This window comes from Gilliamella sp. B3482, from assembly GCF_026536805.1.
Classification (GTDB): domain Bacteria; phylum Pseudomonadota; class Gammaproteobacteria; order Enterobacterales; family Orbaceae; genus Gilliamella; species Gilliamella apicola_E.
Map to the genome: position 1 here is coordinate 444,927 of NZ_JAFNNL010000003.1, position 25,394 is coordinate 470,320.

General features: G+C 37.7%; 32 protein-coding genes. 3 read left to right on the forward strand and 29 right to left on the reverse strand.

The window, feature by feature from the left end; genetic code table 11:
- The 7 genes from J3U18_RS07600 to J3U18_RS07630 form a co-directional block, all read right to left on the reverse strand.
- A complete protein-coding gene (locus J3U18_RS07600; RefSeq protein ID WP_267353461.1) occupies window positions 1–1,305 on the reverse strand; it encodes a hypothetical protein in 1,305 nt (434 codons plus the stop codon).
- Window positions 1,306–1,356: 51 nt separating this feature from the next.
- Complete coding sequence (locus J3U18_RS07605; protein ID WP_267353462.1) at window positions 1,357–5,028, reverse strand: host specificity protein J; 3,672 nt, start codon at window positions 5,026–5,028, stop codon at window positions 1,357–1,359.
- Between the two features lie 7 nt (window positions 5,029–5,035).
- Complete coding sequence (locus J3U18_RS07610; protein ID WP_267353464.1) at window positions 5,036–5,653, reverse strand: tail assembly protein; 618 nt, start codon at window positions 5,651–5,653, stop codon at window positions 5,036–5,038.
- A complete protein-coding gene (locus tag J3U18_RS07615; RefSeq protein ID WP_267353466.1) occupies window positions 5,643–6,365 on the reverse strand; it encodes a C40 family peptidase in 723 nt (240 codons plus the stop codon). Before J3U18_RS07615 ends, J3U18_RS07610 begins: the two co-directional genes overlap by 11 nt.
- A 1-nt stretch (window position 6,366) precedes the next feature.
- Complete coding sequence (locus J3U18_RS07620; RefSeq protein ID WP_267353468.1) at window positions 6,367–7,101, reverse strand: phage minor tail protein L; 735 nt, start codon at window positions 7,099–7,101, stop codon at window positions 6,367–6,369.
- Between the two features lie 61 nt (window positions 7,102–7,162).
- Window positions 7,163–7,501 carry a phage tail protein gene (locus J3U18_RS07625; RefSeq protein ID WP_267353470.1) on the reverse strand — a complete coding sequence of 113 codons (339 nt, stop codon included), beginning with the start codon at window positions 7,499–7,501 and terminating at the stop codon, window positions 7,163–7,165.
- A 10-nt stretch (window positions 7,502–7,511) separates the two neighbouring features.
- Window positions 7,512–10,190: a phage tail tape measure protein gene (locus tag J3U18_RS07630; RefSeq protein WP_267353472.1), complete on the reverse strand. Its 2,679-nt coding sequence runs from the start codon at window positions 10,188–10,190 to the stop codon at window positions 7,512–7,514.
- A 482-nt stretch (window positions 10,191–10,672) separates the two neighbouring features.
- On the opposite strand from J3U18_RS07630, the gene J3U18_RS07635 reads away from it, so the two are divergent.
- Window positions 10,673–10,921 carry a type II toxin-antitoxin system RelE family toxin gene (locus tag J3U18_RS07635; RefSeq protein WP_267353474.1) on the forward strand — a complete coding sequence of 83 codons (249 nt, stop codon included), beginning with the start codon at window positions 10,673–10,675 and terminating at the stop codon, window positions 10,919–10,921.
- A complete protein-coding gene (locus J3U18_RS07640; protein ID WP_267353476.1) occupies window positions 10,905–11,246 on the forward strand; it encodes a helix-turn-helix domain-containing protein in 342 nt (113 codons plus the stop codon). Before J3U18_RS07635 ends, J3U18_RS07640 begins: the two co-directional genes overlap by 17 nt.
- Before the next feature lie 265 nt (window positions 11,247–11,511).
- On the opposite strand, the gene J3U18_RS07645 is transcribed toward J3U18_RS07640, so the two are convergent.
- The 18 genes from J3U18_RS07645 to J3U18_RS07730 all read right to left on the reverse strand — a co-directional run bounded on the left by J3U18_RS07645 (window position 11,512) and on the right by J3U18_RS07730 (window position 23,481).
- Window positions 11,512–11,958: a hypothetical protein gene (locus tag J3U18_RS07645; RefSeq protein ID WP_267353478.1), complete on the reverse strand. Its 447-nt coding sequence runs from the start codon at window positions 11,956–11,958 to the stop codon at window positions 11,512–11,514.
- Window positions 11,959–12,031: 73 nt separating this feature from the next.
- The gene (locus tag J3U18_RS07650; protein ID WP_267353480.1) at window positions 12,032–12,289 is read right to left on the reverse strand and encodes a DUF1799 domain-containing protein; all 258 of its coding nucleotides are present in this window, start codon (window positions 12,287–12,289) and stop codon (window positions 12,032–12,034) included.
- Window positions 12,290–12,336: 47 nt separating this feature from the next.
- Window positions 12,337–12,648: a phage tail assembly chaperone gene (locus J3U18_RS07655; RefSeq protein WP_267353481.1), complete on the reverse strand. Its 312-nt coding sequence runs from the start codon at window positions 12,646–12,648 to the stop codon at window positions 12,337–12,339.
- An 11-nt stretch (window positions 12,649–12,659) separates the two neighbouring features.
- Window positions 12,660–13,319, reverse strand: a complete 660-nt coding sequence (locus J3U18_RS07660; RefSeq protein ID WP_267353482.1) for a phage tail protein — start codon at window positions 13,317–13,319, stop codon at window positions 12,660–12,662.
- A 22-nt stretch (window positions 13,320–13,341) separates the two neighbouring features.
- Window positions 13,342–13,749, reverse strand: coding sequence for a DUF4128 domain-containing protein (locus J3U18_RS07665; protein ID WP_267353483.1), 408 nt, complete (start codon window positions 13,747–13,749; stop codon window positions 13,342–13,344).
- 3 nt (window positions 13,750–13,752) lie between these two features.
- The gene (locus tag J3U18_RS07670) at window positions 13,753–14,331 is read right to left on the reverse strand and encodes a hypothetical protein (protein ID WP_267353485.1); all 579 of its coding nucleotides are present in this window, start codon (window positions 14,329–14,331) and stop codon (window positions 13,753–13,755) included.
- Window position 14,332: 1 nt separating this feature from the next.
- A complete protein-coding gene (locus J3U18_RS07675; RefSeq protein ID WP_267353486.1) occupies window positions 14,333–14,683 on the reverse strand; it encodes a hypothetical protein in 351 nt (116 codons plus the stop codon).
- A 1-nt stretch (window position 14,684) separates the two neighbouring features.
- Entirely contained in the window at window positions 14,685–15,167 is a 483-nt protein-coding gene (locus tag J3U18_RS07680; protein WP_267353488.1) for a DnaT-like ssDNA-binding protein, read from the reverse strand.
- An 8-nt stretch (window positions 15,168–15,175) separates the two neighbouring features.
- Entirely contained in the window at window positions 15,176–15,616 is a 441-nt protein-coding gene (locus J3U18_RS07685) for a hypothetical protein (RefSeq protein WP_267353490.1), read from the reverse strand.
- Between the two features lie 35 nt (window positions 15,617–15,651).
- Window positions 15,652–16,788 carry a P22 phage major capsid protein family protein gene (locus tag J3U18_RS07690; protein ID WP_267353492.1) on the reverse strand — a complete coding sequence of 379 codons (1,137 nt, stop codon included), beginning with the start codon at window positions 16,786–16,788 and terminating at the stop codon, window positions 15,652–15,654.
- A gap of 15 nt (window positions 16,789–16,803) precedes the next feature.
- Window positions 16,804–17,565, reverse strand: a complete 762-nt coding sequence (locus J3U18_RS07695) for a DUF6651 domain-containing protein (RefSeq protein ID WP_267353494.1) — start codon at window positions 17,563–17,565, stop codon at window positions 16,804–16,806.
- 109 nt (window positions 17,566–17,674) lie between these two features.
- Entirely contained in the window at window positions 17,675–18,751 is a 1,077-nt protein-coding gene (locus tag J3U18_RS07700) for a hypothetical protein (protein WP_267353495.1), read from the reverse strand.
- 3 nt (window positions 18,752–18,754) lie between these two features.
- Window positions 18,755–20,128 (reverse strand): DUF4055 domain-containing protein, encoded by a 1,374-nt coding sequence (locus J3U18_RS07705; protein ID WP_416380391.1) that lies wholly within the window; start codon window positions 20,126–20,128, stop codon window positions 18,755–18,757.
- A gap of 4 nt (window positions 20,129–20,132) precedes the next feature.
- On the reverse strand, window positions 20,133–21,401 hold the full coding sequence (locus J3U18_RS07710) for a terminase large subunit domain-containing protein (RefSeq protein ID WP_267353499.1): 1,269 nt from the start codon (window positions 21,399–21,401) through the stop codon (window positions 20,133–20,135).
- Window positions 21,382–21,993, reverse strand: coding sequence for an HGGxSTG domain-containing protein (locus tag J3U18_RS07715; protein ID WP_267353500.1), 612 nt, complete (start codon window positions 21,991–21,993; stop codon window positions 21,382–21,384). Before J3U18_RS07715 ends, J3U18_RS07710 begins: the two co-directional genes overlap by 20 nt.
- A gap of 52 nt (window positions 21,994–22,045) precedes the next feature.
- Entirely contained in the window at window positions 22,046–22,204 is a 159-nt protein-coding gene (locus J3U18_RS07720) for a hypothetical protein (RefSeq protein ID WP_267353502.1), read from the reverse strand.
- A gap of 145 nt (window positions 22,205–22,349) precedes the next feature.
- Window positions 22,350–22,787, reverse strand: a complete 438-nt coding sequence (locus tag J3U18_RS07725) for a hypothetical protein (protein ID WP_267353504.1) — start codon at window positions 22,785–22,787, stop codon at window positions 22,350–22,352.
- The gene (locus J3U18_RS07730; RefSeq protein WP_267353506.1) at window positions 22,780–23,481 is read right to left on the reverse strand and encodes a phosphoadenosine phosphosulfate reductase family protein; all 702 of its coding nucleotides are present in this window, start codon (window positions 23,479–23,481) and stop codon (window positions 22,780–22,782) included. Before J3U18_RS07730 ends, J3U18_RS07725 begins: the two co-directional genes overlap by 8 nt.
- Window positions 23,482–23,542: 61 nt before the next feature.
- Between J3U18_RS07730 and J3U18_RS11925 the strand changes: the two genes are divergently transcribed.
- Entirely contained in the window at window positions 23,543–23,734 is a 192-nt protein-coding gene (locus tag J3U18_RS11925; protein WP_416380392.1) for a helix-turn-helix domain-containing protein, read from the forward strand.
- Here J3U18_RS11925 and J3U18_RS07735 read toward each other — a convergent pair.
- The 4 genes from J3U18_RS07735 to J3U18_RS07750 all read right to left on the reverse strand — a co-directional run.
- A complete protein-coding gene (locus J3U18_RS07735; RefSeq protein ID WP_267353508.1) occupies window positions 23,731–24,111 on the reverse strand; it encodes a hypothetical protein in 381 nt (126 codons plus the stop codon). The two genes, J3U18_RS11925 and J3U18_RS07735, sit on opposite strands and share 4 nt — an antisense overlap.
- Window positions 24,112–24,227: 116 nt before the next feature.
- Complete coding sequence (locus tag J3U18_RS07740; RefSeq protein ID WP_267353509.1) at window positions 24,228–24,506, reverse strand: hypothetical protein; 279 nt, start codon at window positions 24,504–24,506, stop codon at window positions 24,228–24,230.
- Window positions 24,507–24,679: 173 nt separating this feature from the next.
- Window positions 24,680–25,039 (reverse strand): hypothetical protein, encoded by a 360-nt coding sequence (locus tag J3U18_RS07745; protein ID WP_267353511.1) that lies wholly within the window; start codon window positions 25,037–25,039, stop codon window positions 24,680–24,682.
- Window positions 25,036–25,394: D-Ala-D-Ala carboxypeptidase family metallohydrolase (locus tag J3U18_RS07750; RefSeq protein WP_267353513.1), on the reverse strand; the 359-nt coding region annotated here is incomplete at its 5' end. The genes J3U18_RS07750 and J3U18_RS07745, both read right to left, overlap by 4 nt.

Sequence of the window (25,394 nt, forward strand, 5' to 3'; positions counted from 1 at the left end):
TTAGTACCCCCTTACAGTCCATCTAACAAGGGATTGACATGTGTACGAAGAAAATGATGCGAGCCGAAATGATGCTTCATATAATTCAGCATACGCAAAGTCAACTCTAGCCCAACCACCAGCGTTAATTCTATCAACCGTAACACCATAATTTCTTGTTCTCATCGGTTTAATCAAGTTAACCAAAGTTTCACAAATTGCATTAATACGCCCTGTTGTTACATTAATAACGCTAGACTGCTCAATAAACCCATCCGAATAAACTCGATACCAGCTGTCGCCATTTTGATATGATTCAGTAACATGAGCTCTGTTATTCAGCTCTGTTAATTTAGATTGAATATCTGAAACATCTGTGATGACTGATTTACCGTTTACACTAATTGAAGCAGCATCAATACTGCTACCTACCATGTAAATAGGTGCTCCGTTAACCTCTTTTTTGATGGCAGGAATAGAACCAATATCATCAGCCGTTGGTTTATTGTTAGGTGAGTAAACACACTGACCATTTTCAGTTAAATTTTTAACATCTAATGAGCCATCAATAGACTGATTATCTACACCAGATTTTTTTATGAAAACTGAAGTATCAATTGATGAAACAGCATTTTTAGCGTCATCTGCTGATTTTTTAGCAGATTGCTCAGAGGTTTTAGCTGCATCTGCTGAAAATTTGGTTGCAATAGCATTATCTGCTGATTGCTGGGCTGAATTTTTTGCATTTGTTGCTGACTGATTAGCTAAATCAGCTGAGTTTTTCGCATTATCTGCACTGTTTTTTGCTGCTGTGGCACTATTGGTCGCTGACGAACTTGCATTTTTAGCTATATCAGCATTTTTTTCTGATTGTTCGGCGTAGCCCTTACTCTGTTCTAACAGTTTAATAAGTTCATTCGAAATTGCATATTGGGATTTTATTGTAACTTGATTACCGTCTGGAGCGGTTAGAGTAACCTCATCTTCACTCGTCAATATCGTTTGCCAAGAATCAAGTTGAATTTGATAATAATTCAACATCTCAGATATTCTTAAGGCTAGTGCTTCAATAGAAACTTTTGGTGATGTAGGGATTTCGTACTTAACCCCTACTTTATTTGCTCCGCAATACTCCTTAGCTAATGTTAACTGCGTATCAGATTGAATGGATGCAATCTCATAAATTTCTATTGCATTTGATAGCTGTAAAATCAACATTTGCCCAGCGCAAATACCAATCAATGGGTTTGCCCACCTTGTATTAACGCCAGTTACTATTTTACTTTTATGCTCAATATTGATAGAGCCTTCTTTGTACCAAGACATATGTTTCCTTAAATTTTTATAAAAACCATAGTTTTAATGTGTTTTTTTAAATTAAATTTTAGACAAAAATAATGTTAGCTTTCCGGGGTACGTGTTTATTCCTGGTTCCCCGTCAACTCCGATACCAGGCGGGGTATTCTTTTCATTAATAAATGCATATTTGATACGAATGGATTGTCCACGCAACAGGGTATGTTCAAAAATACCCTGTTCTATATCAAGAAAATATTTTTTACTACCATTATAATAAACCCCGCACACACTTAATTTTAAAGATATAATGCCATTCACATAAACAGCTATATCAATTGAACCACCGTACGATGTTATAATTATTGGCATTGACGTGATTCTTCTGTCATAATCACATGGAGGTATATATATCTCAGTGCCCCTAACTACATTAACAGTCCTTAAAACATCCCCTTCTAACTGATCGACTCGTAATTTATTTATTTTACAAGTATCATTAATGACTACATTGTTAAGTTCGCCCGATGTCGCTATTATTTTCCCAGAAATATTGGCATTAACTGCATTCAATACCCCCGGATTTTTTAACAATTGCCAACCTGACACTCCATACTTATAATTATCAGACTGAATAACATTACCAATTTTTGCGTCAGTAATAGTCCCATTACCAATAACTGCATCATTAATGACAACTTGATTCCCATGTGTCGTAAAAACTGGTTGAGGATTCCCATTTGCCGCATTCATAATCGAAAACCGATCTTGTAAGAAAATAACATTAGATTGCATACCAGTTTCAGTATTTTCAACCCCCATTGTCATACCAGCGACATACTGTTGACCTTTGTCATCCACTTCTACTTTCATCGTTCGATGAGCTGAGATTTTCCCATTGAGATTATTTACCGTTTCACTAACATCTGAAATAGATGTTGTAACATCACCAACTTTAGTTTTAATAGCTTCAATTGATTTAGCTGTGGCAGCATTTTGTTCTGCTGTCGTTTGTTTTAGTTCTGATAAATTACTACTAACATTTCCATAGTTAGAGCGAAGCTCCTTCAAAGCGATTGCCGTCGCCTCTTTTTCAGTTAATAAAACAGAATTCGTTTCGCTGATTTCTGCTGCCAAGTTGCCATTTTCAATTCTACGGCGTCGTGTCTCAGTATCATTTGCCAACGCATTTTCGATAATTGATTTAGCATTCTCAATTGAACTAACAGCCGTGTTATCTACCGAATCTACAAGCGAATTCCATGCGTCTGTCTCTTTTATTTCGTCCATAATATGGTCGGTCAAATCATTAGTATTTGTGCTAGAAATACCTCGCACCCACTCTGTCCAATCACTAACATTGCCAATTTTGTCAACAATTCGAGCGCGATAGAAAAACATCTGACCAATTTTTAATCCAGTTTGTGAATAATTACAGCTAGGATAAGTCACATTTGTTAGTAGCAACGCGTTGTTTTCATCTTCATTAATTGAATATTGAATTTCTGTATGACTGGCATCACCGCTATTGTTGGGAAGCGACCATCTTAAATCTATTCCAAATACAACATTGTCACTCGCCTCAAATCCGATTGGTTTATCAGGCTTGCCAATCTTTCCCTTTATATATGTTGATTTAGAATATCCCCATGGAGATGAAGCGTTAATTGCGTTTACAGCCCGCACCCGAACTTCATAAATGCCAGAGTAAATACCTTCAACACTGAAATTTGAGCCGTTCGTATTTCCAACATTAATCCAAGCGGAATTGTCTTTACGCCATTGAGCGACATAATTTGTTGCGCCATCTACTGAATCCCAGTTTACATTCAACGATGCTACAGACAGCCCTTGAGACACATAACTGCTCTCCGAAACAATAATGTTTTTTGGAGCAGTAACGGAGCTTGGAGGGGTTACAGTTATTGGTTTAGGTTCAATTCTCACACCCTCATCAATATATTTGAATTTTTCAGGATCGTGTTGAACTGCTGTTATTGTAAATTGAGCATTGCTATTAGAAGATACAGAGGTTACTCTAAAATATTGAATAGCGATATTGTCGCTATCTATGCACCAAACTGCGCCAGCAACTGGCTCTATTTTATAATTCGAAGTAACTGTAATAGTTTTTTTATCGTCGCTAATAGATTTTATAGTTCTACTTTGGGCGGTACCGTCTGGTAAATTGATAACCAAGCGATCACCAACATCATATTCTACCTCCCTATCTAATGTTATTTTTCGCCCAGCAACTGAATGAATGCGCCCCCCATTCTCTTTGCCTGACCGAGCGGGGTCGGCTACCCCAATAATACGAGCGGGTAATGGGATATAACCATCTAAGCCAACAGTAAAGGCGACAACACCGTCTTTTGCATTGGATAATAGTGCCCAACGCCCACGCCTTTGCGCCTCGGCTTGAGAAGTACACCCAATTGCGGTTAACTTCATGACGTTAACATCGTATCGACGCATTAAGTTTAAATCCCACACGGGTTCAACATCATCATTGAAGTGGTTATCAGGGTTTGAATATGCAACTAAGCAAGATGTATAACGATTTTTATAAGAGCCACCTGAATAAGTGAAGTCGCCAATAACATTTGACGGGTGATAGATGAAATCAGGCTCATCTTGAGGCATGTCTGCGGTTAAACATATCTGATCGTTACCCCAATAGATGATACCCCGAAAAGAGGCGATTAAGTCTTTTAGTACTGTATAAGCGTCTTCTTGGCTTTGAATGTATTCATTGCAGGCAAACCTTGGCTCTTTACCGCCTCGTCCATCAGACACCATCTCGTCACAGTACTGTGCTAGTTGATAAATTGCCCATTTATCTATCATAGTAGCATCAATTCTTAGCCCCATTCCCGCTATCTCATCTTGCATTAAATAGTGAGCAAGCCAAGCTGGGTTGTTTGTATATGCCATTTTAAAGGAGCCTGTCCATGTGCCAGAATAAGTTCGCGATACTGGATCGTAATTGTCGGGAACAGGAACAATTTTACCCTTTAAGAAACAGCTTATTTTAGGCACTGAACCATTAAATTGGCTTGCATCTAGTTCTATATAAAGTAATGCTGTATTGGGATAACGGATTTTACTGTCAATCACTTCTGCATAAGAAGATACCCCAAAGGCGTTAATTAATTTGCTCGACTTAGAATCGGGTGTTAATCGTCTAACACGAATTGTCCATCCGTCTATCGCGTTAGGTAAATCAATGCGATGATCTCTTTGATACTCAGATGTGGTTTTACCATCAAATTTCCCATTTACGACTGTTTCAAAAGTGCTTCCATCGGTTGATAAATCAATAGCATAATGGGTTACAGTTCCGACGGAATCGCCATTATCCTTATATTCCACTTGCGTAGGTAAGTTTAATTTAATCCGTACTGCATCGAGGTCTAAGTTAGAAAAAGACCTAACCCAAGGTTTATTTTCTTTAACAATATAATTAGCTCTTAGTTCATTGCTAATTTCGGGTATCCCTTGAATATAATCTTGAGTTTGCGATCCGTTACGAAACTCCCATTTTACACCATCAAAATTTTGAGAGCCGTCTTGATTTGCCAAAGGCGTGTTATCAATAAAAATATTTTGAGGTGTTAAATCGCCTTGAATTTCGCCCTCGCTTAACGCAAGTAAAACCTTAAGCTTAGCTGTAGAAAGCAAATTATCAGGTTGTTCATATGGCTTGTGTTGTTTCTTACTACCGCCCTTTTGACCTTCTATTAATTGCATAATTCACCTATTGTTGATCTTCTGAATAAACACCCGCATTAATTACTGCCCCGCCAATCTCTCGTTCTCCCAATAGTACAGAGACTGGGTGACCAACTGCATCTGTATTAACGGGACCACCAAACCCATAATTTGGTTTGTTTTCCGCGCTTGACGATGTTCCTGCGTTGAATTTAGGTTGCGGGGTAAGTAATTGAACAACTCCGCCAAGCATCATACTGATGCCAAGCCCTGTTAAAATGGATGTTGCGCTAACCGTAGTAGCAGCCATAGCTGCCCCCCATGCTGCTAGTGATGCTCCTGCTGTGAAAAATGCCGCAACCAACGCAATAGCACCGATAACAATTTGGAGCATCCCCCCGCTTTTAGAACCTTGAGCCACTGGCATGATCATGTAGTTTTTGCCTTTTGCATTAATATCGAACTCATCAATACCAATGTTTTTACCATCCACGAAAAATGCAAACTTAATGCCTTTCATGTGCGCAGAATTCATATATTTTTCAAAACCCTTTTTCGTTGCACACAATGCCCGTAAAAGTTCTTTAATATTTTGTACATCGTATTGGTGATTTTTACCAAATTGTCTAGCCATAGCGCCTTTAAATGTTATATTACTGAGCATTAAATAAATCCTTATGTCTTACTATGCGAACTGTTCTATCTCGAAAATATTTACCGTAAGGAGTGCGTGAGGATAATTGACCGTATAAGTGATGCAGAATGAGGTTATCACCTACATAAATAGCGGCATGATTAGTCACTGATGCGCCAATTCGCATCATGATCACGTCCCCTGTTTTCATTTCTTCTAAACTGACCTCAATAAATCCTTCAGCTTGCCAGTTATCGTCGTATAGTTTTTCTTTGCCACTTTCCCACCACTCACGATCAACTGAATAATTTTTTAAATTAATTCCATGTTCACGCTTGTGATAATCCATAATTAAAGCCCAGCAATCAGCGTAGCCAATCAACCATGGACGCCCTGTATAATCTCGATTGATTCTTGGTGAAATAGTGCAAAAATCACCGTCTGGATAAGACATAATCCCCCATTCAATGCCTGAATGATCACACTGGATACGGTCAAATTCAGAAGGGACTAGTATGGGAGTATCAGGGTGGGAATGAACGACCATAATAATTTCCCCCTGTTTTTCAGCGTCCAACTGTTCATCAGGCGATATTAAAAAGTGTTCGGTTGGATTATCGGACATATTTTTACAAGGAATGTATTTTTGAGTTTTACCTGTATCAACAATGAAACCGCAAGCCTCATTTGGGTATTCACTTTCAACATGTTTTTTAATTGAATCTAATAATTTTTGTCGCATATTATTTGCCCTGTAGATTTGCTGCAGGGAATCCACCAAAAGGAAGTGGGTCGCTACCATGGCGAGCCTTGCAGTCCTTCAAAAGCCCACCGCACTCGTCCTTGGCTGGGTCATCGGTTGCAAAGCCATCTTTAGTGAAATAGTTATTACCCGCATAATCACAGCCTGTTCCGCTGCGGTACCAGCCACGCATACACCAAGTACAAACGGTGGTGATTTGCCGTGTAGGAAGTTGTAAATTTTGGATGTCAAAAGGTGAACACAGTTCAAATTCAACCATTTTTTTTGTTTCTGGTTTTTTGCTATTAATAAAAAATAATTGCACGCGTTCTTGAGTTGGGTCAGCGGTTGGATTGCCATTTACCCAGTTTGAGGCGTCAAGATATTTAGCCATCGTTGTATGAATTCTGACTTTGGCTTGGACTAAATCATCATAATCAAGACATAGTCTTGTCACTCTGTTATCGATATTTCCAACTGATAGTTTCGGCGTTGGTTGAGAGCCGACACTGCTTAACTCAATGTCTTTTAGTTCATAGGGATAGGGTAGATACTCTTTCCCTTGCCATTTAATTGATGGTAAGTTATCAGCGACAAATGACGCCCACCCTTCTGCGGAAATGTTATGCGCATGAAATCGGAATATTTCATCAAGCCCAAACTTAGTTCCGTCAAGTTCAACAAGCTGTATAAGCTCATTACCCTCAAGTGTTTGCAGGTCTTGTGTAATTGGCATTTATTTTCTCCATAAATGAAAAAACCACCCGAAGGTGGTTTATTAAATGAATTGATATAATTTATGGGGCGTAGGATTCTATGAATCTAAATGAAATTGAAACAACTTTACCGCCAACGAAATCAGATTTTATAGACTTGTTCTCAACTCGGTATAATTTTTCCTCACCGTAAGGGTTTTTCCATTTAAATGAGTTGATAACATGAGACCTTAGAAAATTTCTCACATCTCCAATCTGTTCGATTTGCCCTGTATAAGTAAGCTCCCATGCCTCACTAGCGTTATTTATTCCGTTCGTAGAAAGTTGAGTATAACCATCTCCAAAACTCGCTTCATTAACATTTAATGAGTCGGTGCCAATTGGAGTGCCCATCGTTTTCCACTTGAATACATCAGTCATTTTTTACTCCTTATCGAGACCGTATTAAGTTATAGACATCTCCACCAGGTGATACAAGCTTCTGAATGGTTTCATTAACTTGCTTTTGAATAATTGCTGTCATTTGCCCCTCAATTTGTCCAGAATCTAAATTTTCTTTAGATGTTTCAGTGTTATTTGAAGCCATGTTTACTGCAACATTTGTTGTTACGTTTATCCCGCCTGATGATTTAGATTGACGCATAACGGCAATGGGTGCAGGTCTTGCATTCACGTACCCTCCATCCGCATAACCTTTTTGGGCGCTCTCCATAAGCTCATAAAGATTATTGACGCCAATACGCTTTGTTGCTTCTTTAGTAAAAACGAATTCACCTTTATGGACAATGCCCGCAGGCTCATACTTATTGCCTCGTCCAGTAAAACCAACGCGACTAATAAGCTCCTCAACACTACCGCCAGTTGCGTAGCCTCGCATGTAACCACCTGTATAGGCTTGCTGAAGCCCTCCAGTGGCTTTACCTGCTCCGCCACCTCCTCCGCCACCCCCCATCCAACCCATTGCAGATTGAATAGCCTTCGCGACTAACATTTTGTTAATAATTTCTATGATGTTAGTCAGAATTGATTTAGTGAGTGATTTGAAGTTCATTTTGCCTGTCGTAACAAATTCAGTCATTGCGCTGGAAACTGAGCTTAATGCCTGTTGCGAGAAGTCACGAAACGCACTGAATACATTTTTGGCGGATTCAGCATATTCTTCTAAACCAACTTTTAAGCCAGTAATCCAATCGCCTTGATTGATGTCTTCCTGCTGCCAACTCTGCTGTAATGCCTGTTTGGCTTTGTTATACTCCTCGGTGACTTTTGCTATTTCATTCGGGTTTGTAGTCCCCTTTAAAGCGATGTCACGTTGAGCGTCCAGTTCTGACATTTCATTGTATCGATTGGTGTTCTTAGAAGTCATACCAAACGTAGCTTGAGTAGCTTTTGCTTTAGCTGATAAATTGGTCGCATACTCTTGCATTTTAAGAAGCGCTTTAGTTGCTTTTTCGTATTGAGCAATTTCATCGCCTAAAGCAGCATTTTTAGCATATTGAGCAAGCAAGGCGTCCTTATGAGCAAGAACATATTTTTCTTGGGCTGATAGTTTGGATTTATTACCAGTGCTTTCTAAGACTTGAATTTGCGCTTGTAAATCGAAGTATTTTTTACGTTCTGCCGTGATGGTATTAACAGATAAGCTTTGCTCCCGCAGTGCTTGTAATTGGTTCTTAAGACTGATTTCTTGCTGTTGTGAAGTATGCAATAAGTTGGTTGCCGAGCTTCCTCTTTCTGCGTTGTTTGCTCTAATCTTAGCTTCAGCTTTTCTTCTCTTTTCATCAGTTACATAATTGTCATCATCTGGTTTATATATTTTGTTGGCTTCATCAGCCTTTTTATTCATCTCCGCAATTTCAGCTTCTGTGCGCTCACTGCGTGTCATTATCATTTGTGAGTATTGATAGAAAGGGCTTTTTTTAGGGTCTGCCCCACCTGTTGGGTCATTAGCGAATAGCCTTAGAAACTTTAATTTTAATGTTGCGTCATCAGCTTCTTTTGCTATTTCCTTTAGTCCGTTAATAAATGATTCGAACTTATTATTGTTACTTCCTGTCGTTAGATATAGTTGACTAACTTTTTCTATTAGTTGAGTGATTTTTTCTTCTGTTTTGATTGAATCAGTTTCAGCCTTAATATCTGAAAGTTCAACCAATAAATCTTGAGCCTGCTCTTTTGATATACCAAAGTATTCAGCATAAGCTTCAATTTTCCCTTCAATTCCACTAACTGCATGAAGAGTTGCCAAGTCTGTCGATTTAAACATTGCATTTAAATCTTGACCACTTTCTTTGATTTGCTGAATTCGCTGTAAAACAGAATCTAAACGAGATTCCCCATTAGTTGCCTGAATAATGCGATGTTCTGTCCAATAAGATTCCATCTCCTTAAAACTATTTTGAACCTTTGTTTTGACGCTTGACATTGTTGTTTGGGCATCTTTTTCGGTATTTTTTAGCAATGCCTTAACTAATGACGGGCTTTTCTTTAAAAGCTGTGTCATTTCGTCAGATAAAAAGGTTAGCCCAGTGCTTTTATCTGTAGTTAGTGCTTTATTTAACCTCTCCTGAGCCGCCGCTAATTTATCGGTAGCGCTTTCAGATTCAAACAACTTAGGTATCATACTTCCCAAGAAGCCAACTAACGCTGAAATGCCTATGTTAACGGGATTAAGAGACGTTAATAGCGTACTAAAAGTATTGCCAATACCATTCTTCATGATCATTGACATACCAAGCGAGTTCATACCTGAGAAATTACCTCGCATAAGTTGCATTTGCATCTTAGCGGCTTGATTTGTTGCTAGTCGTGAGCTTTGACTAAATGTACGGGTTGACGTATTTACTTGGTTTAATTTTTTAATGTAAACATCAGCGGCCGAACTAACACCAAGCTGAGCGGCTCGATATTTCAACAACTGCTCTTTTGTCATGTTTTGAGTTGCGAGCTGTTCTTTTAGTTTATTAAGAAAGTCTGCTTTTGCTTTAGTTGCTATTGTTTCAGCGGTCGTAACTTCCTTTTGTTTGACTGAAATATCGGATAGCAATTGAGAATAATTATTTATATCAATTCGACCGTTTTTATAGCTTTTGTTGAGACTGTTTCTCACTCGCTCCAATTCTTTCGAAGCTGTGTTGACATTTCTCAAGCTATCAATCTGATTCCTATAGGAAATATATAATTTATCGCTTAATTCCGAAAGTTGCTTTCTGGTTGAAATTAGTTTTCTTTCCGCTTCGGCGCTAGCTCTAGCCGCTTTCGCTCCTTTAACTGCGTTTTGATAAACTCTATTAAAGTCTTTTAGCTCTTCAGCGGTTATGTTTGGTACTCGCTTTTTTGCTTCTGCTAATTCGTCAGTGGCAGATACAACTTTCTTAGTGCTTCTGCTGAAGTCGTCCAGCTTTCTATTTGCCTCTTCGACGCTTTGCACATCAATTTTCAGTTTCAGCGATGTAATTTCTTCCGCCATAAATTTCTCCAGATATCAAAATTTCTCAAATGAGAGAGATAAAAAATAAATCTTATATTTATATTGAAAAATACTTATAAATCTTATATAATACTTATGTTAAAATTGATTAGAAAAGCAAAATGAATAAAATTATCTATCAAATCAAGGCATTGAAGCAGTTGCGGAAAATACCTAACAATAATCTAATTCGTAATAAGATTGATGGTTTAGCTGATATGCCAAATTGTATTAATGTAAAAGCATTGACTGACCATAAATATCAATACAGGTTAAGAGTTGGTAATTATCGAGTGTTTTTTAATTTTGATGGCTATATTCATATTGTTTCTATTGAAGAGGTGAAAAAACGAGATGACCGAACTTACTAATATACAATTTATTAATAACGAACAAGGGCAACCGCAATTTGTGGTTTTACCATACAATCAATATTTAGAGTTATCTAAATCCAAGACAATTGACATTGAATCTGGTGTACCAAGCGATGTCGTTAACATGGTTTTTGATAATAACTATTCGCCAGCTCAAGCGTGGCGTGAATATTTGGATTTATCTCAAGTTGAAGTGGCAAATAGAATCGGTATTAGCCAGTCAGCATATTCTCAATATGAAAAAAGCCAAAAGTTAAGAAAAACAACGCGGATTAAAATTGCTGAAGCACTACATATTAAGCCTGAACTTTTAGATTTTTAACTCTTCGCTAATGACTTCATAATATGACAAAATTTGTTAACAAAGAATAAAAGAAACCCGAACTAGGCGGGTTGTGATCTTGGTTAGATTTTATCTAATAATAATTTATTGATTAATGATAATTTGATATCTTAACCATTTATTGCGTATAAATAATAATACTATTAATCAATGCGTTAATATATATGATCGATATTCAATTGATTTTTGGTTTAAGGCTTAGATTAACATTCAAGCATTTTTTATCTTCGTAAATAATTAAAATTTACTCCATTATTCTTTCGCATATCAATTCTGTTTTCTCTTTATTGTTGTTAGTTTCGTCAACTTCATCTCTGCTTTCATATATTGTTTTTATTTTAAATTTATCAGAAGATATATATTCAATAGAATTATTGTTTTTAGTGGTTATGCCAAAAGCTGACTTAGATATCGATGATTCCCCGCTAAAATAATTTAGATTAAATGGATTAACTTTTTTTTCACTCTCTACCCAAAGCTGATTATCTTTAGTATAAAACCTTACTAGGGTTTTATTTGTCGCTTTTCCATGAGAAGCATCAAAGTCCTGAAAAAGACCATTTTCCCATTTTGCGTTGTATCTAGCAAATGTACACCCCCAATCCCCAATAAGCATATCTTCAGTGACTTTTTTCTCACCACAGCCAAATAAAGCTATACTAACTAGAGTCATTAATATTAATTTTTTCATACCATTCTCCTTAATTTTTCGTTAATAGTATGTTATTTAAAAGGTTGAGGCAATAAAAACCACCCTTAGGTGGTTATTTTGATTTATTCATTAATTTCAGCGCTTCCCCTTCCATGATTTGCAGATCATTAAAAATGCGTTCATTTTCAGGGATGTTATTAACTTTCATTACCCACGGGATACAGTTGTAATCAAGCCCTGTAACTCCTGCCATGCTAGTACGCCATTGAGTACACATTGCCTTGAATAATCTAAAAGCATCTAAATTATCTTGCCATATTTCTACATACTCTCCTTCGTAGTCCGCTTCTGATAAACCAAAAGCCGCCAATTCATCCTTTGACGGCTCAGGGGTATATAAAGCAATGGCAAGGTCAATTAGTTTTTTTCGCGTTGACCTAACATCTCTTTGTAATATGTAGACATAATAGCTCGAATTGCTGCTGGGTAGTTATTTAACAAGATATTCATATTTTCTTTATTAAACTCCTCATTTAAGTTCCAGCCCGATACCAATTTCATCACAAAATCAATCTCTGGCTTGTTTTGTAGTTCATTTTCCAGCTCAATAAGCGTATCTTTAATATAGTGTTTAAATGTTAGCTCGATTTCTCCGTCTTCCTGTCCTGCACGAGGGATTAAAACTTTGCATTTGAAAGTTGGGTCTGCGACTAATTTAAATTTTGCCATTATGTTAATCCTTATTTATCTTTATAAAATGTGATAGCTGGTGATTCAACAGTCGTATGAACTTTTACAACTTCAATATCGTTGATTGCTGTCTCTGGGGTTGGATCAAATGATATTCTTACCGCGTCATATCGGGTTTCTTTAGCCTTAGGGACATACATCTTCATCGCTACAGCATCATTTGATTGGTCTAATTCTTGTAGCACAGAATAAACAGGTAAAGAACTATCATGACCGACGGTATATATTTTACTTTTAGCTGATTTGATAGTAGGTAATTGTTTTTCTTTGTCATCTTCAAGAAATTGAATTTGGACGTATTGCTGATCGCCTCCTTCGGTAGAAACCTCTTTAATTTGAGGTAAGCGCTCCCAAGCTGTGATTTTAGTGACTGTCCCCGCTCCTTCTCCCGCTGGGAACATGTTTACATTGACAGTATTAATATTGCCTAGCGTAACTTCTGCTCCATTAACACGAGATATTCTAGCCACGATATAATCAAGTTTAGCCCAACCTGATGTAATCATAACTTCATCACCTACCACTAACCCATGGTTAGTTTTCAAGGTGACAATAGCTTCTTTGGTATTAGTAATGACGTCAAACGTTAAAGTGTCACCTTTTGATTTTTGCACGTAAACACGCGCACCGTTAGGTAAAGCAAATGCCATAGTATAAAACTCCTAAATATGATTAAATTAATGTGTCAGCACGATAATTCATGCTAACAGGTATTGTGTACGTGGTTTTATCCGTAATAGCAGGATAAACGCTTGGTACTGAATTGATGTAAAGTGAAAAGTTACCCTTGGTTAACTCTGTATTGAGTTTGAAATGCGTAATAATCGCTTCTGATATCTGCTGAGAGTGTGATTTACCAGTGTTAATTGGAGCTACTACGCTAACTTGATAAACTCCTTTGTAAATCCGTGAATTACCGCCCAAATCAAAGCTGGTTGTGATTGCTGGCAATATGTTGGATTTCAAGTATATTTCGTCATTGGGTGTTGCTTCAATGTTTTCATAAATGATTGGTAAACCTAGCTGGTTGGCAATGATATCTAAATGCGATTCTAGCAATTCTGAAATTGTCGAAATCAATTATTAACCTCCTTTTGTGGCGTTTTCAAAATGAACTTGAGCATTTAGTGCGGCGACCCTGACAATGCCGTTAGGCGCTTGTTTAGAGTGTCCAAATTCTAATCTCACGCTATAAGGTAGGTTGTTAGTAAAGTAGATTGATTGAACGCCGTAAGTATACCGCCCAATTTGCTCGATACCATCTTTTAATGTTTCCACTCCAGACGGATCAATTCTATCCAATTCACCAGATGCGGGGACATTAAAGGTAACTTGCCAGTTGCCACGAAACCGCCCACCAGAATAATTTGCTCTTTTTTTGATATCCATTGAATCGTGAACTTTCAGACCTTTTTTTAATCTTCCGTTTCTAGTTAGATTGTCAGGATCATCTCGCAAAGATGAATTATAGTCAGAAACGGCAGTGTTATATGCTACAGCGGTTTGATTAATCGCCCACAATTCAGGCTGTCCTACTGGTGACATTCTGATAATATCTTGCAGAATTTCAATACAGCCCTTTTTAACGACAAGCTCATTGTTAGCCTTAGCCTTATCAACAAATGCATTGATCGATTGCAGAAAATCATTTCCATTTGACATGCTATGCCTTCCTTAGTTGAGCTTTGTAACAAATTAAAACATCAGCAGGTTTTACAGGATTAGGCTGTTTAATCAGATATTTTTCACCGTCAATAATTACAATATCATTGATTTTTAGCTCGACATTAGCAGAAAAAACCATTTGAATATCGCCTGATTGAATGACAGTGCCGTCAATCTCAATAGGGTTATAATTGGTTTTTATGCCTGTTGCGCTGAAAGTCTGATTTTCTGTGACAACCTCTTTACCATTTACAATAGAAACCTTACCTTTTCTCAAGACTAGATATTCCATACCATATTTTGAAATAAGCCTTGTTGCCGTTTCTTTTGAGCGAAGATAAAAAGACATACTACCCCCTGCATATTTTGACGATATTGCTGGAGTAACAAAGTCCATTTAACAGTCTGTTGATGAAAGGGATTTTAGGTAAATCATATTTACCACCAGATTCATAAGTTACACTTAAAGCCCCCGCTATTGACTCACTTAATACCTCTTTACCACCATTAACAACAGGTAGCAAATCAATATCATTGGAATGAATTGCTAGGTAGCATTGTGCATCAATGATTTGTTGGGGTATTGCGTCACATGGAATTTTGCGAGAATCTTTGACAATATCTTTACGTGGCCATGATAATGGTTGACTTTCATTAGAGGGTTTCCCTTTCCAATTAATAGTCTCCAAATAATCCATAGCCTTGTTAAGCAAGATAATAATCTTTTCATCTTCATCTGGTAGAGATAACCCTCTATTTATTGCAAAATTCCTACAATCATCGACAGATGCGTAACTGTTAAACTCAATTGAGTTAATATCAGTATTAAGCATATTTTCACCTATTTAACTTTCCATCCCTCTTGCTCCCAACACTTAATCATATCAGGGTGAACTTCGGCTTCTTTAGGTTCAGAGTCAGGATTTAACATTGTGACAGTTTTTTTCTGTTTTTCCTTTTCTTTGCGCGAAGCTTCTTCTGCTTGTCGGCGTTCTTTTTCAAGACGATCTTGCTCAGCTTTTTGTTTAGCTAATTCTTGTTGTTTTAGCTCGTTTTCGATACGTATCTGCTCTAAACGCTCCTGTTCGGCTTTCGCTTCTGCATCTGCCTTTTCTTGTGCATCCTTAGCCTCTTGCTCTTGCTTCTGCTTTTCCATTTCACTTTCAATTTGTGATTCATCATTTTCTTTTAACTCATCTGGGTTTGATGGGTTAAGTTCTTGTTGCCCTTCTAAATCAACTTTTTTTTCTTTTTTATTATTAACTACAGGTTTTTTAGCCATTTGTTTCTCCTAAATGGGGCGTAAAGCCCCTGTTATTAACCCAAAATAATCGCCGCATGACGAGGAGCTACTTCCTTCACGCCCCATGCGAGACCAATTTCGTAACGAACTTGACGATATTGACGATATAAGGCAACTTGGAAGGTGATACCTGAAACAGGATCAGTGATATTAATCACATCATCGGCTGTATCACCTCCTTCTGGCATTGCAGGAGTACGACAAGCTAATAAAATCGCATTGCGATCAAACGCCATGTTGGCAACGTAATTACCGCCAACGGTAATCGCCGTGTTGTCAGCTAAATCTTGACGCAAACCAGGTTCGGCAATAGTAATGGTAGTTGCTGTTGCAGCGGCTACAACGTATTTATTCATATCACCAGCGAATGTCACAATATCACCGGCTTTGAATACACCTGTACCTGTATCGATTGTGATAATGCGATCACCCTCTTTTTTCTCACCATTAACTAAGTACCCCGTAGCGCCACTTGAAGCAACACGCTTAACCCCTGCGGATGTATGAAGATTAAAGCCCTCAACTCGTCCGATAACGCCTTCACGAAGTAGAGATTCGGAACCTGCTTCATTTACTTTAAATAATACCGATTGCTTGCCACGAACATTAGCGACCGCATCAGATCCTAATACCATTTGCAAACTTGATGTTGGAGCCCCGTTCTCTTCAAGAATTTTACGAGCATTTGCAAAATCGGTTAAATCCTCTTTAATTCCAAATGGTGTAACGCCTGCTACGCCTGTTGCTCGTGAAGCACCATAAAACAACCCACCCAAATCCGACTCAACTTCATTGCACAACGCACGAAAACCTTGTGCAAACTGATCGGCTAAAATGGTGTTATATTGACCTGTAGGACCAACCGCAAGTTGTTCCTCGCCATTCCATTTGATTGGAGCCATTTTTGATTTTGTAATAACAACATCAACGGCACCAATCGCTTGATCGCCGTCGTTCGGAGCCGTTGCCGCAGGCGCAATATCAACCAAACTTGCAGCAGAAGTAACGGGCGCTGAAACTGTTTGCCCTTTTGCAGCTTGGTCGGCTTTTGCATTGCGAGCAACAGCAGGAATAAAACCAACTTGTTCACGGGATACCGTATCAAGCGCGGTGTAAAGTGTAGGGATAAGACCTGTTAAAGTGTTAGCCATTTATATAATTCTCCATTAATCAGTAATAGTGACGCCGTCTCTCAATGTCGCTTGTCTATCCAAAGGACTTAAAGCGTCGAAAGCCGATCGTTTAATTGTTTTTTGACCCATTTGGTGTTGTGTTTGTGAAGCACCACCACCTTGATTTCCCGAAGCTTTTAGGATGTGGTCTTTTTGAGGGTAGTTATCAATCAAGAACTCTAACGCTTCATCAAATTCAGCTATCTCGCCCGGTTTAGAGCGCGAATAAATTTTATTCCCAGATTGATCATATGCAACGACCTTGCCATCCTCAATTTTGAAAGATGTTCCAAATCGTGACTGCACAAAATCAGCGGGGATGGCAACTTTATCCTTAATGAATTTGGAGCTATTGAATCGCCCGCCTATCATTTCGTTATAAAGTTGTGACTGAAGCTCTCTATTCTTAGATTCCGCTTGTTCGATTTGCGTTTGATAAACCTTAGTGATTTCCGCCTTAACCTTATCCACCTCGCCAGCATCAATTAATTTTTTTTGATCTAACTTGGTAACAATTCCCAATGCCTCGATCGCCTTTTCAGGATCAGTGATGTTTGCAAACTTCTTCAACTCTGTTTCAAATTTTTCTTTAGCTTCACGGTGCGCCTTCGCTTCGCTATTTAAAGATGAAATTTTGTTGAGTGATGCGACTGCATCGAACGGAATCTCTTTACCGTCATCATGCACGTAGACTGGATTACCGTTCTCAATAACCGCATAAGTTGTACCATTAACATCAATTGTTTTTAATTTCATAAGTTCTCCGTCTTCCGACTATTTAGTGGTTTTCCAACCGTTACACTGCTTTGCATCCGCTTGGCAGCAGAAAATAAAAAGGTCGCATATAGCGACCTTGTAATAAAAATTAGTTAATTTGTTCTTGGGCTTTTAATTCTTTGAGCGTTAACACATGACCATCACGAGTAAAAAACTTCTCAGCCTCAATAACTCCCTCTCGTAATAATCTTGCTCTTTCAACCCCCAATACTTGTTCTTGCCTCTCTTTAGGTTGTGACTGTAGCCATTCTAAATAAGAAGTTTTAGCTGGAACCTGACCATCCATTGATGCTCTTGTGCCAGTCGGCACTTCATCAATATCAATCCCCAACTCTCTGTAGCTTTTAAGGATAAACGTCTCAACAGATCGACAGCAAAAATGTAATTTACCGGGTCCATCGCCGTAGGGAATATTATGCCCAATCGGTTGATTATCGAGCGTATACCGCTTTAAATCACGAATAATGCACATTGGAGTGGTACTAGTATCAAGAGTAGACAGCCACTGCTTACCTTTGATTAACTCATTATTGGCTTTACTGAATTCATCACGAGAAGTGGCGGCAGTGTGGGCTATAGCAGAATGAATTAATGATGATGCATTTCTTTTGCTAATTTCTAAAACACCATCTTTATACCTGTTCTTTTTTGTGCCCCTAACTCTTTTAATAATTTGTTCGGTTGTTTCACCTGTTGCATATCCAGTTCGCACAGCATTTGTAACGCGTTTAAGTCTGTCATCTTCAATGTTGCTAACCCATTCAGATAATAAACGCCCTTGAAATGGTTTAGATTTTACCGCTGAAAATAATTGATTAGGCGCAACCTGCATTAACGGATATTTAGAAGCAACAATATCAGGTAATAACGATTCAAAAAGTGAATATTGATAATTGCTTTCATACTCACAAAATGCACCTAATTCACCAAATAGGTAATCAGAAAATGAGCTTAGAGACTTGACACTATTAAGCATTATTTCAAGTCGTGATATTTTAAAATCGCTTGCTGATAAATCATCTAAGGCAATATAAAGTTGAGCGCTAAGCTCTTTATCGACAATATTAAGAAGTTTTAGTGATTCTTTGATTAGATTATTTTCATAACCGACAAGATTAATGCGATGATATATGGCTTCATCACGAAGCTTGTTATTGATTGTCATAAATCACCCGACAAATTGAGGGTCTGAATCTTTCAACTCTTGAATGACATCTTCTGGTTCTATATCTGGGTCGATAAGCCCCAATCGTTGATAAGCAACTACAGCGTCAACATATCGAATATCGCCCGATTGTCTCAGCGCCTGAACAGCTAACGCCCCGCTTGCGTCAATAGTTTTTCTTGCCAACTCAACTTCAGTGACTACATCAACGTTACCACCAGTTTTTAAGCCAACCCACTCAGCCATCACATCCAAAATGTTATCTAGTGAATCTTCAAGAGATGACGCCATTGTGAATAACGGCGAATTAGACTGCATCTTCTCTTCTTGAGTTTGATCAATTGATTTCGTAGATGTGTTTTGGTCTCGAAGTAATTTAGCGCCTGCTAAGCGCATTTGTTCAACCAAATCAACGAGCGATTCCTTCCCAGCGTTAACTGAACTACCAGAGTGTTCGACATACTCAAGCCCTTGCGTACCTCTGTCACTGAATTTTGTTGCGCATGAGCTTCCAATGGTTAATTCTGCTCCATCTTCAAGCCCGAAGGCAGTAAGGATTGGCACCCGTGCGACATGCAGGATATTGTCTTGTTCGCTTTGACTTTGCCAGTGTTTGATGTTCAACAAAGCAAGATTAAGCAGTGGCGGAGTGCCTTTCATAAATCCAATTTTTTTCGTGTATAACGTGACTAATGATATTTTATTGGATGATGTTTCCCACTGGTCTGCAATCAACCATGTGTCTTTATCCTTGTCTTTCTGCCAAATTGTTACTCTGCCTATTTCGAGATGGCGTATTTGTTCCACTTTTGTTTGGCTATAGTCATCTTTATCCGCAACAATAGTTTCTTTGATTCTGAGTTCGGTTAAAATAACTTTCCCGCCAACATTTTTAGATTTCCATCCAATTATTTGACGAGGATTAAGCATAACAACATACGGACGCGCTCCTATTTCATTCTCATCAGCTTTAGTCTTAATTTCTTTATTAATTCGCGGATAATCAACCAAAGCGTGAGCTATACCATATTGCATAGCTAAACTAAAAAACTGTTGCGCCCAAACATCTAAGCAAGTGCCCTCTAAGTCAATGTCTTTCAGAAACTCGGCTATCTTGTTAGGCACGGTATCACTTAATTTAATTGGTGAAGCAAATACGCGCCCTATATTTTGTTTGATTGTTTCCTCGTACGCAGGCAATAAAGTGGCTGTTTGTAAACGCTTTTTGTATGAATCGTTATCTTCATTAACCCACTGCGGTAAAAATGATTGTCCTAACGTTCTCATGTGTAACGTTCCCCCCATTAACGCATCGTTAATGTCCCATGCCTCTATCATGTCATTATAATCGAGGTTAGGAGTTGAAATATCTGACATAATTTTAAATCCTTAGTTGGGTTACTTTTCCACTTGGTTTAACAATTGGATAATCTTTAATAATAAAATATCCCGCGGCATCATTAGGGTGATCGTTGTCTGAACCTTTATCGGGTTCACCATTATCAGCCCACGCTTGCTCTTCAAGGCATTCTGTATAACGCTTGCACTTATTTGTATTCACGAGATAACGCCTTTCACCCTCTGCATTTAAAAACATTGCATTCATTGAGTTTATGCGGTCTTTAACTGGCGGGTTTGAAGCGTTAACAATAACTGTAAATCCAGCCTCTCTTAGTTGTGCAATATCGGTTTTGCTGGCTTTAACCGTTTTTCTTGAATCACCCGAAGCATCAGGATAAATATAGATTTCACGGCTTTTGATGTAGTCGCCACCGCTATACTTCCAGTACCGCTCTTTGATTGCGTTGATGATTGCAGGGGTATCATAAATATTAATAAGCTCATCGACTGCGATAGGCTGTCCATTCCGTTTGATATGAACAATACCTGCCATTTTACCCACGTTAAAGTCCATTCCGATGTAAAGGGTATCTTTATCCGTCATTTCCTCATCGGAGTGATTTAATTTGCGGTTAAATTGATGATAAATCGTCCCTGTTTTAAGGTTTACGAATTGACCATCGATATAAGCATTAATAAGTTGTGGTGGATATGATTTTTCTAATGAATCGACATAATCACTGGGTAAAAATGGATTAGACAAGGTAGAAGCTTGAACCATTTCATAGCCATCCTCTGGGCTTTTTTTCCATTTTTCATAAACGAAGTTAAAACCCTCTGGAGTAGTGTATGCGCTAACTCTGTTAAATGGGTTTAAAATCCCTCTTGGCTTTTGTCTGTTACGAGCAATTATTTTAACCCACGCTTCTTGCGCCTTCAGTTTTTTGAGCGTATCTATTTCATCAACATGCGCCCTGTATGATTCATAACCGATAATGCGAGCAGGATTATCTAAAGTTCTTAATACGAAATCACCAATACCGCTTGAAGATGTGTAAATAATGTTTTCAGATTTATTATATTTATACCTAACACCATACTCACTGAGTTTATCCTCCATTCGTGGAGCTAAAATTAATCTGATGAGGTCATAGGTTGGCTCATATAAAGCTATTAGCGCATCGCTTGAAGTTCTTGCATCACGAAAAGCTGAGATGGCAAGCGTTTCTGTTTTACCAGTACCAAACCCGCCAACAAACGCTGGGTATTTACAAGCAAGATTAAAAAATTCAACCTGAGGCTCCGTCATTGTCACCTGTATTTTCCGACCTAGCAATTATCACCTCCATTTCAGTTATAGGCTCATCTTTAGCAATGCTTGCAAGCGTGTCCGAAAGCTCTTTGTTTTCAAGTTTCTTCCTTTCTGCATCTAGTGACATCTGAACAAGTGAAGCCCTTCTTGTTTCCAGTGACTCGATTCTCGCTGTTAATCTGTCGATGATTGCCCCGTAATCTCTGCGCCTAAATTGTTTTACTGTAACTAATTCTTCGTAATCTGGAATTCCTCCAAGTAATGTTGGAGATTCTGAATAAGCCTCAAGTTCAAGTTGCTCTATTTGCTCTTGCTGTTCTGCTTCAGCTTTTAATGCTCTCATTAAGCGGATTTTAGTTAATCTAAGTTCATCATCTAACGAACCCAGCTCAAGCTCTGCTGATAACAGTTTTTCTTCATCTGTGAAATACTGAGAGTATATGTTTCCAGCCTTGACAGCATTTTTATTATTTTTGGGAGCGCCACCATTTTTGCTCGCTCCCCCATGTAGCCTACATCTAGTTTTGCCAGCTAATGGACTTCTTTTACATATCCCGCCATTGCGGGTTTTTGCCCCGCATAACGACATAAAAATCCTCTTTCATGGGGTTTGTTTTTTAAAAGCCCATTAAGGGCTTGAATTAAGATGCTGACGCTCTAGCATGTGATGCTGGTTGTGAGCGTCGGCTATATCTAACAGGCTTTGAATTGTTAGGAGCTAAACCACGAGGAATTGGGACAAAGTAATCCTTACTACTAGGAACTTTAAACCCTTTAGCTCTGTATACAACACTACCCATTACTAAGAGCCTGATAATCTAGCTTTAGCTGATTTTTCTGCTCTACGACCTACTTTTGAATCATAATCATAAAAGCCACGCATAATATGAACCTCCATAAACGAAAAAACCGCCAATCAAGGCGGTTGTAATTAATAAAAATAACTTAAGCTACGAATTTAGCAAAGTCTTTATCTACCTTACCGTCAGGCAAATATTTGATATTAGCCTCTGGTATATCTATTCCTAATTGTTTTGCGACTTCAACACCATCAAGGTATTTATCACCAATCAAGAATAAATCCATTGCTCTTAAAAAAGCGTCTTTTTGCTCTCTTGACTGAAAGCACATAGCAAACCAATATTCACTATCAGTTGTGTTTTGGAATCTACTATTTTCGGTTTTAATGCGCTCTCTAAATGATGCCTGCACTTCATCTAAATCTGCTTTTGAGTCAATCTCTGGGTTACCAGTTTGCTGAGGGATATTATAAAGCTTGGGTGTTTTTAGTTTTTTATTAGCCCTGTCAGCTTTTAAGTCCCTAGCCTTTATCCTTGCTTGCTCTTTTAAAGCGGCTTTTTCTTCGGGCGTTAACCTAGCCATTTAGTGACCTCTCATATCTAAATACCTCTAGTTCCGCCAATGGGAACCACTCAAGTATTTTTTTGTAGTCATTCGGTAAATGCTTTTTGAGTGGCATTAAGAACCTTAGGTCTAAGCCATCGAATGATCTGCCGAATATTTTATAATCAACGGGTAACTTAATATTATGCTTATTGAAGCAGTCAATTAAATCTTTCTTACGCCAATCCCAAATAGGGTGATATTTAAATTGCTTGTAACTTATTGTGCCATGAGTTTTTATTGCCACTCGTCGCATCGGACTGTCTGCTGCACGGACACCATCGGCTACTAATGTATCTTTTGGCAATTCATGCATTTTTACCATTGCTTGCTGAACATGGACATAATCAAAATTAGGCAATCTAGCTTGCTCTATACATAGACAATTTTGTGGAGCTTGAAATACAAAATTATTTAACCAACGATGCAATGATGGGTGGGGTAATCTAGTGATTTTCACGCCAAAAAACTTTTCATAATATGAAAGCGATTCTTCAACAAACTCAAGTTCTGGCACTAAATATAAATAATACGGGACCACCTTATCAAAATGTTCGCGAATAGCAAGCCATGCGGCAATAGCATCTTTACCAGTTGAAAATGCCAACAAAGTTTTATTTTGACTTTTTCTAACCTCTCTAATTGTCTCTATCCCTGATAAAGGAGTTGCCATTTATACTCTCCCAATATAAAATAAGAATTAACACCCACAATATATAGTAATTATTTCTAGTATGCAAGATGATAATAAACTTTTTTTGAACAATTTATTAAAAGATGCCCAACTAACACGAGCTGAACTATCGAGAATCACCGGTATATCAACTCGGCAAATTAGCAATTGGAATAATAGAGAGATACCGAAATGGGCTATAGCATATTTAGAATTGCGAGCAAAATACCTCAGATTACTAGATAAAATTTAATGATTGTTAATAATTTCATTTATTAATTTTAATAACAAATTAGATAATAGTATTGATGTAGCATAGAATATCGCTGTAACAATCCAACCTGAATATGCAATTAAAACCAACGATGCTACATTTATTAGCAAACTAATTGATTTGTTAAACTTATTTTTTATTAATGCTGTTTTGATTTTTTCAAGCGTTTGAGAGGGTGTTTTGCGCGTATCATCAATCAAAGCCCATACCAGACAAGGCAACACAATTAAAGAAAACATACTTATCAACCAAATAAGAGCAATATAAATATTTAATAATTGTTCATTCTGAGTTAGAACACTAACTATTAAAATGGTAATAGGGCTGATTTGAATTAAGAGTGATTTAAAGTTCATTATTAGATCCATTTAAACATAAAAAACCGCAATTAAGCGGTTTGATTAAATATGCGGTTATTTTTTATAACTGTTCGTAAATTTTTATACTTTATGCAGTAAAAGTGAATAGTTATTTATTCTTGTTTTTGATGTGTTTCTTTAAATTTTCTTTTTTTTATTTCACTGGTTATTTTAAACATGAATATATTTTCTTTGCCAAAGAATGATAATGAAGACTGAACTATATAATCGAGTAATGTTAATCCCCACACTGGAAACCAATTCCTTACCTCAACCGTTGGTGATTCATGCTCTAATTTACCAATATAAATCGGGTAAATACCATATGCTAATGCATAATGGGTATAATTCATTTGAATGTATTCTTTTGAAACGCGTTTAAATATTGCCACTATTCCAACTCTCCAAAATTAAAGTCCATCCCAACCATTTTTATTTTGCATTGCTAATCTCCCTTATTGCCCTTTTATCTGCATTACACTTCTCAATGACATTTAATAAATGCTCGTTATATCGAAAGCTATCACCAAAAGTCATGGGATTAGGTGGTAAATTTGGTAAGCAGTCACTTAATAGATTGGGTGGTATCGGTCGATTCACGTATGCCTTTCGCTCGGTTGTACAAGCTTGCAGAAACAGGCATAGGCACAAACTGCTTAGCGCAATCATTATCTTTGAGTTGCTCATTAATTTGCTCCTGCCGTTCTAGTGATTGATTTTCTAGTTCACGTTTTGATAATTCGTTATCTGCGATGATTTGGTTGTTTCTAGATATGGTTTGCTCTAGCTGGTTAATTTGATTAGTTAGCTCGGCATTGGCTTCTTTTAACCGCTTTTTTTCCTGATAATTGTTGTAGCCAAAATAAATAGAGAAAACAAAACCGACAATAAGTAATGCTATGCTTAATAACTTTTCTTTACTCATAGCAAACCGCTCTTATAAATAGTTTTACCGCCCTGCTTAACAGCAGTGAATACTATTTGACGATTATTTGTAGGACTAAAACCTATGTGTACCCATTGATTATGCTCTTGGATAAGTTTGTCGAATTGAACACCAGCATCAATCAATCTTTGACATATTTCTTTAGGGGTACCATATGATGAACGAAAATCAACCGCTAAGCCCTTAGTATGAGCGCTTGTTGAGACTCCGCCTACTCTTGCATTTAATGCAGGACAGCGATATCCAGAGGTGATAATAATTGGTTTATCTAATGCTTTTCTAACAAGTTCTAGCTTTATGGCTGTTAACTGCACATTTGGCATTAAATTTTGGG

What these genes read in the sequence shown, in the direction of transcription:
- J3U18_RS07660 (WP_267353482.1), bottom strand. Translation starts at nt 13,319, where the DNA reads ATGGCATTTGCTTTACCTAACGGTGCGCGTGTTTACGTGCAAAAATCA.
- J3U18_RS07640 (WP_267353476.1), top strand. Translation starts at nt 10,905, where the DNA reads ATGACCGAACTTACTAATATACAATTTATTAATAACGAACAAGGGCAA.
- J3U18_RS07645 (WP_267353478.1), bottom strand. Translation starts at nt 11,958, where the DNA reads ATGAAAAAATTAATATTAATGACTCTAGTTAGTATAGCTTTATTTGGC.
- J3U18_RS07710 (WP_267353499.1), bottom strand. Translation starts at nt 21,401, where the DNA reads ATGACGGAGCCTCAGGTTGAATTTTTTAATCTTGCTTGTAAATACCCA.
- J3U18_RS11925 (WP_416380392.1), top strand. Translation starts at nt 23,543, where the DNA reads ATGCAAGATGATAATAAACTTTTTTTGAACAATTTATTAAAAGATGCC.
- J3U18_RS07745 (WP_267353511.1), bottom strand. Translation starts at nt 25,039, where the DNA reads ATGAGTAAAGAAAAGTTATTAAGCATAGCATTACTTATTGTCGGTTTT.
- J3U18_RS07670 (WP_267353485.1), bottom strand. Translation starts at nt 14,331, where the DNA reads ATGTCAAATGGAAATGATTTTCTGCAATCGATCAATGCATTTGTTGAT.
- J3U18_RS07620 (WP_267353468.1), bottom strand. Translation starts at nt 7,101, where the DNA reads ATGCCAATTACACAAGACCTGCAAACACTTGAGGGTAATGAGCTTATA.
- J3U18_RS07690 (WP_267353492.1), bottom strand. Translation starts at nt 16,788, where the DNA reads ATGGCTAACACTTTAACAGGTCTTATCCCTACACTTTACACCGCGCTT.
- J3U18_RS07615 (WP_267353466.1), bottom strand. Translation starts at nt 6,365, where the DNA reads ATGCGACAAAAATTATTAGATTCAATTAAAAAACATGTTGAAAGTGAA.
- J3U18_RS07655 (WP_267353481.1), bottom strand. Translation starts at nt 12,648, where the DNA reads ATGGCAAAATTTAAATTAGTCGCAGACCCAACTTTCAAATGCAAAGTT.
- J3U18_RS07695 (WP_267353494.1), bottom strand. Translation starts at nt 17,565, where the DNA reads ATGAAATTAAAAACAATTGATGTTAATGGTACAACTTATGCGGTTATT.
- J3U18_RS07680 (WP_267353488.1), bottom strand. Translation starts at nt 15,167, where the DNA reads ATGCTTAATACTGATATTAACTCAATTGAGTTTAACAGTTACGCATCT.
- J3U18_RS07715 (WP_267353500.1), bottom strand. Translation starts at nt 21,993, where the DNA reads ATGTCGTTATGCGGGGCAAAAACCCGCAATGGCGGGATATGTAAAAGA.
- J3U18_RS07605 (WP_267353462.1), bottom strand. Translation starts at nt 5,028, where the DNA reads ATGCAATTAATAGAAGGTCAAAAGGGCGGTAGTAAGAAACAACACAAG.
- J3U18_RS07730 (WP_267353506.1), bottom strand. Translation starts at nt 23,481, where the DNA reads ATGGCAACTCCTTTATCAGGGATAGAGACAATTAGAGAGGTTAGAAAA.
- J3U18_RS07625 (WP_267353470.1), bottom strand. Translation starts at nt 7,501, where the DNA reads ATGACTGATGTATTCAAGTGGAAAACGATGGGCACTCCAATTGGCACC.
- J3U18_RS07675 (WP_267353486.1), bottom strand. Translation starts at nt 14,683, where the DNA reads ATGTCTTTTTATCTTCGCTCAAAAGAAACGGCAACAAGGCTTATTTCA.
- J3U18_RS07610 (WP_267353464.1), bottom strand. Translation starts at nt 5,653, where the DNA reads ATGCTCAGTAATATAACATTTAAAGGCGCTATGGCTAGACAATTTGGT.
- J3U18_RS07705 (WP_416380391.1), bottom strand. Translation starts at nt 20,128, where the DNA reads ATGTCAGATATTTCAACTCCTAACCTCGATTATAATGACATGATAGAG.
- J3U18_RS07600 (WP_267353461.1), bottom strand. Translation starts at nt 1,305, where the DNA reads ATGTCTTGGTACAAAGAAGGCTCTATCAATATTGAGCATAAAAGTAAA.
- J3U18_RS07635 (WP_267353474.1), top strand. Translation starts at nt 10,673, where the DNA reads ATGAATAAAATTATCTATCAAATCAAGGCATTGAAGCAGTTGCGGAAA.
- J3U18_RS07700 (WP_267353495.1), bottom strand. Translation starts at nt 18,751, where the DNA reads ATGACAATCAATAACAAGCTTCGTGATGAAGCCATATATCATCGCATT.
- J3U18_RS07685 (WP_267353490.1), bottom strand. Translation starts at nt 15,616, where the DNA reads ATGGCTAAAAAACCTGTAGTTAATAATAAAAAAGAAAAAAAAGTTGAT.
- J3U18_RS07720 (WP_267353502.1), bottom strand. Translation starts at nt 22,204, where the DNA reads ATGGGTAGTGTTGTATACAGAGCTAAAGGGTTTAAAGTTCCTAGTAGT.
- J3U18_RS07735 (WP_267353508.1), bottom strand. Translation starts at nt 24,111, where the DNA reads ATGAACTTTAAATCACTCTTAATTCAAATCAGCCCTATTACCATTTTA.
- J3U18_RS07725 (WP_267353504.1), bottom strand. Translation starts at nt 22,787, where the DNA reads ATGGCTAGGTTAACGCCCGAAGAAAAAGCCGCTTTAAAAGAGCAAGCA.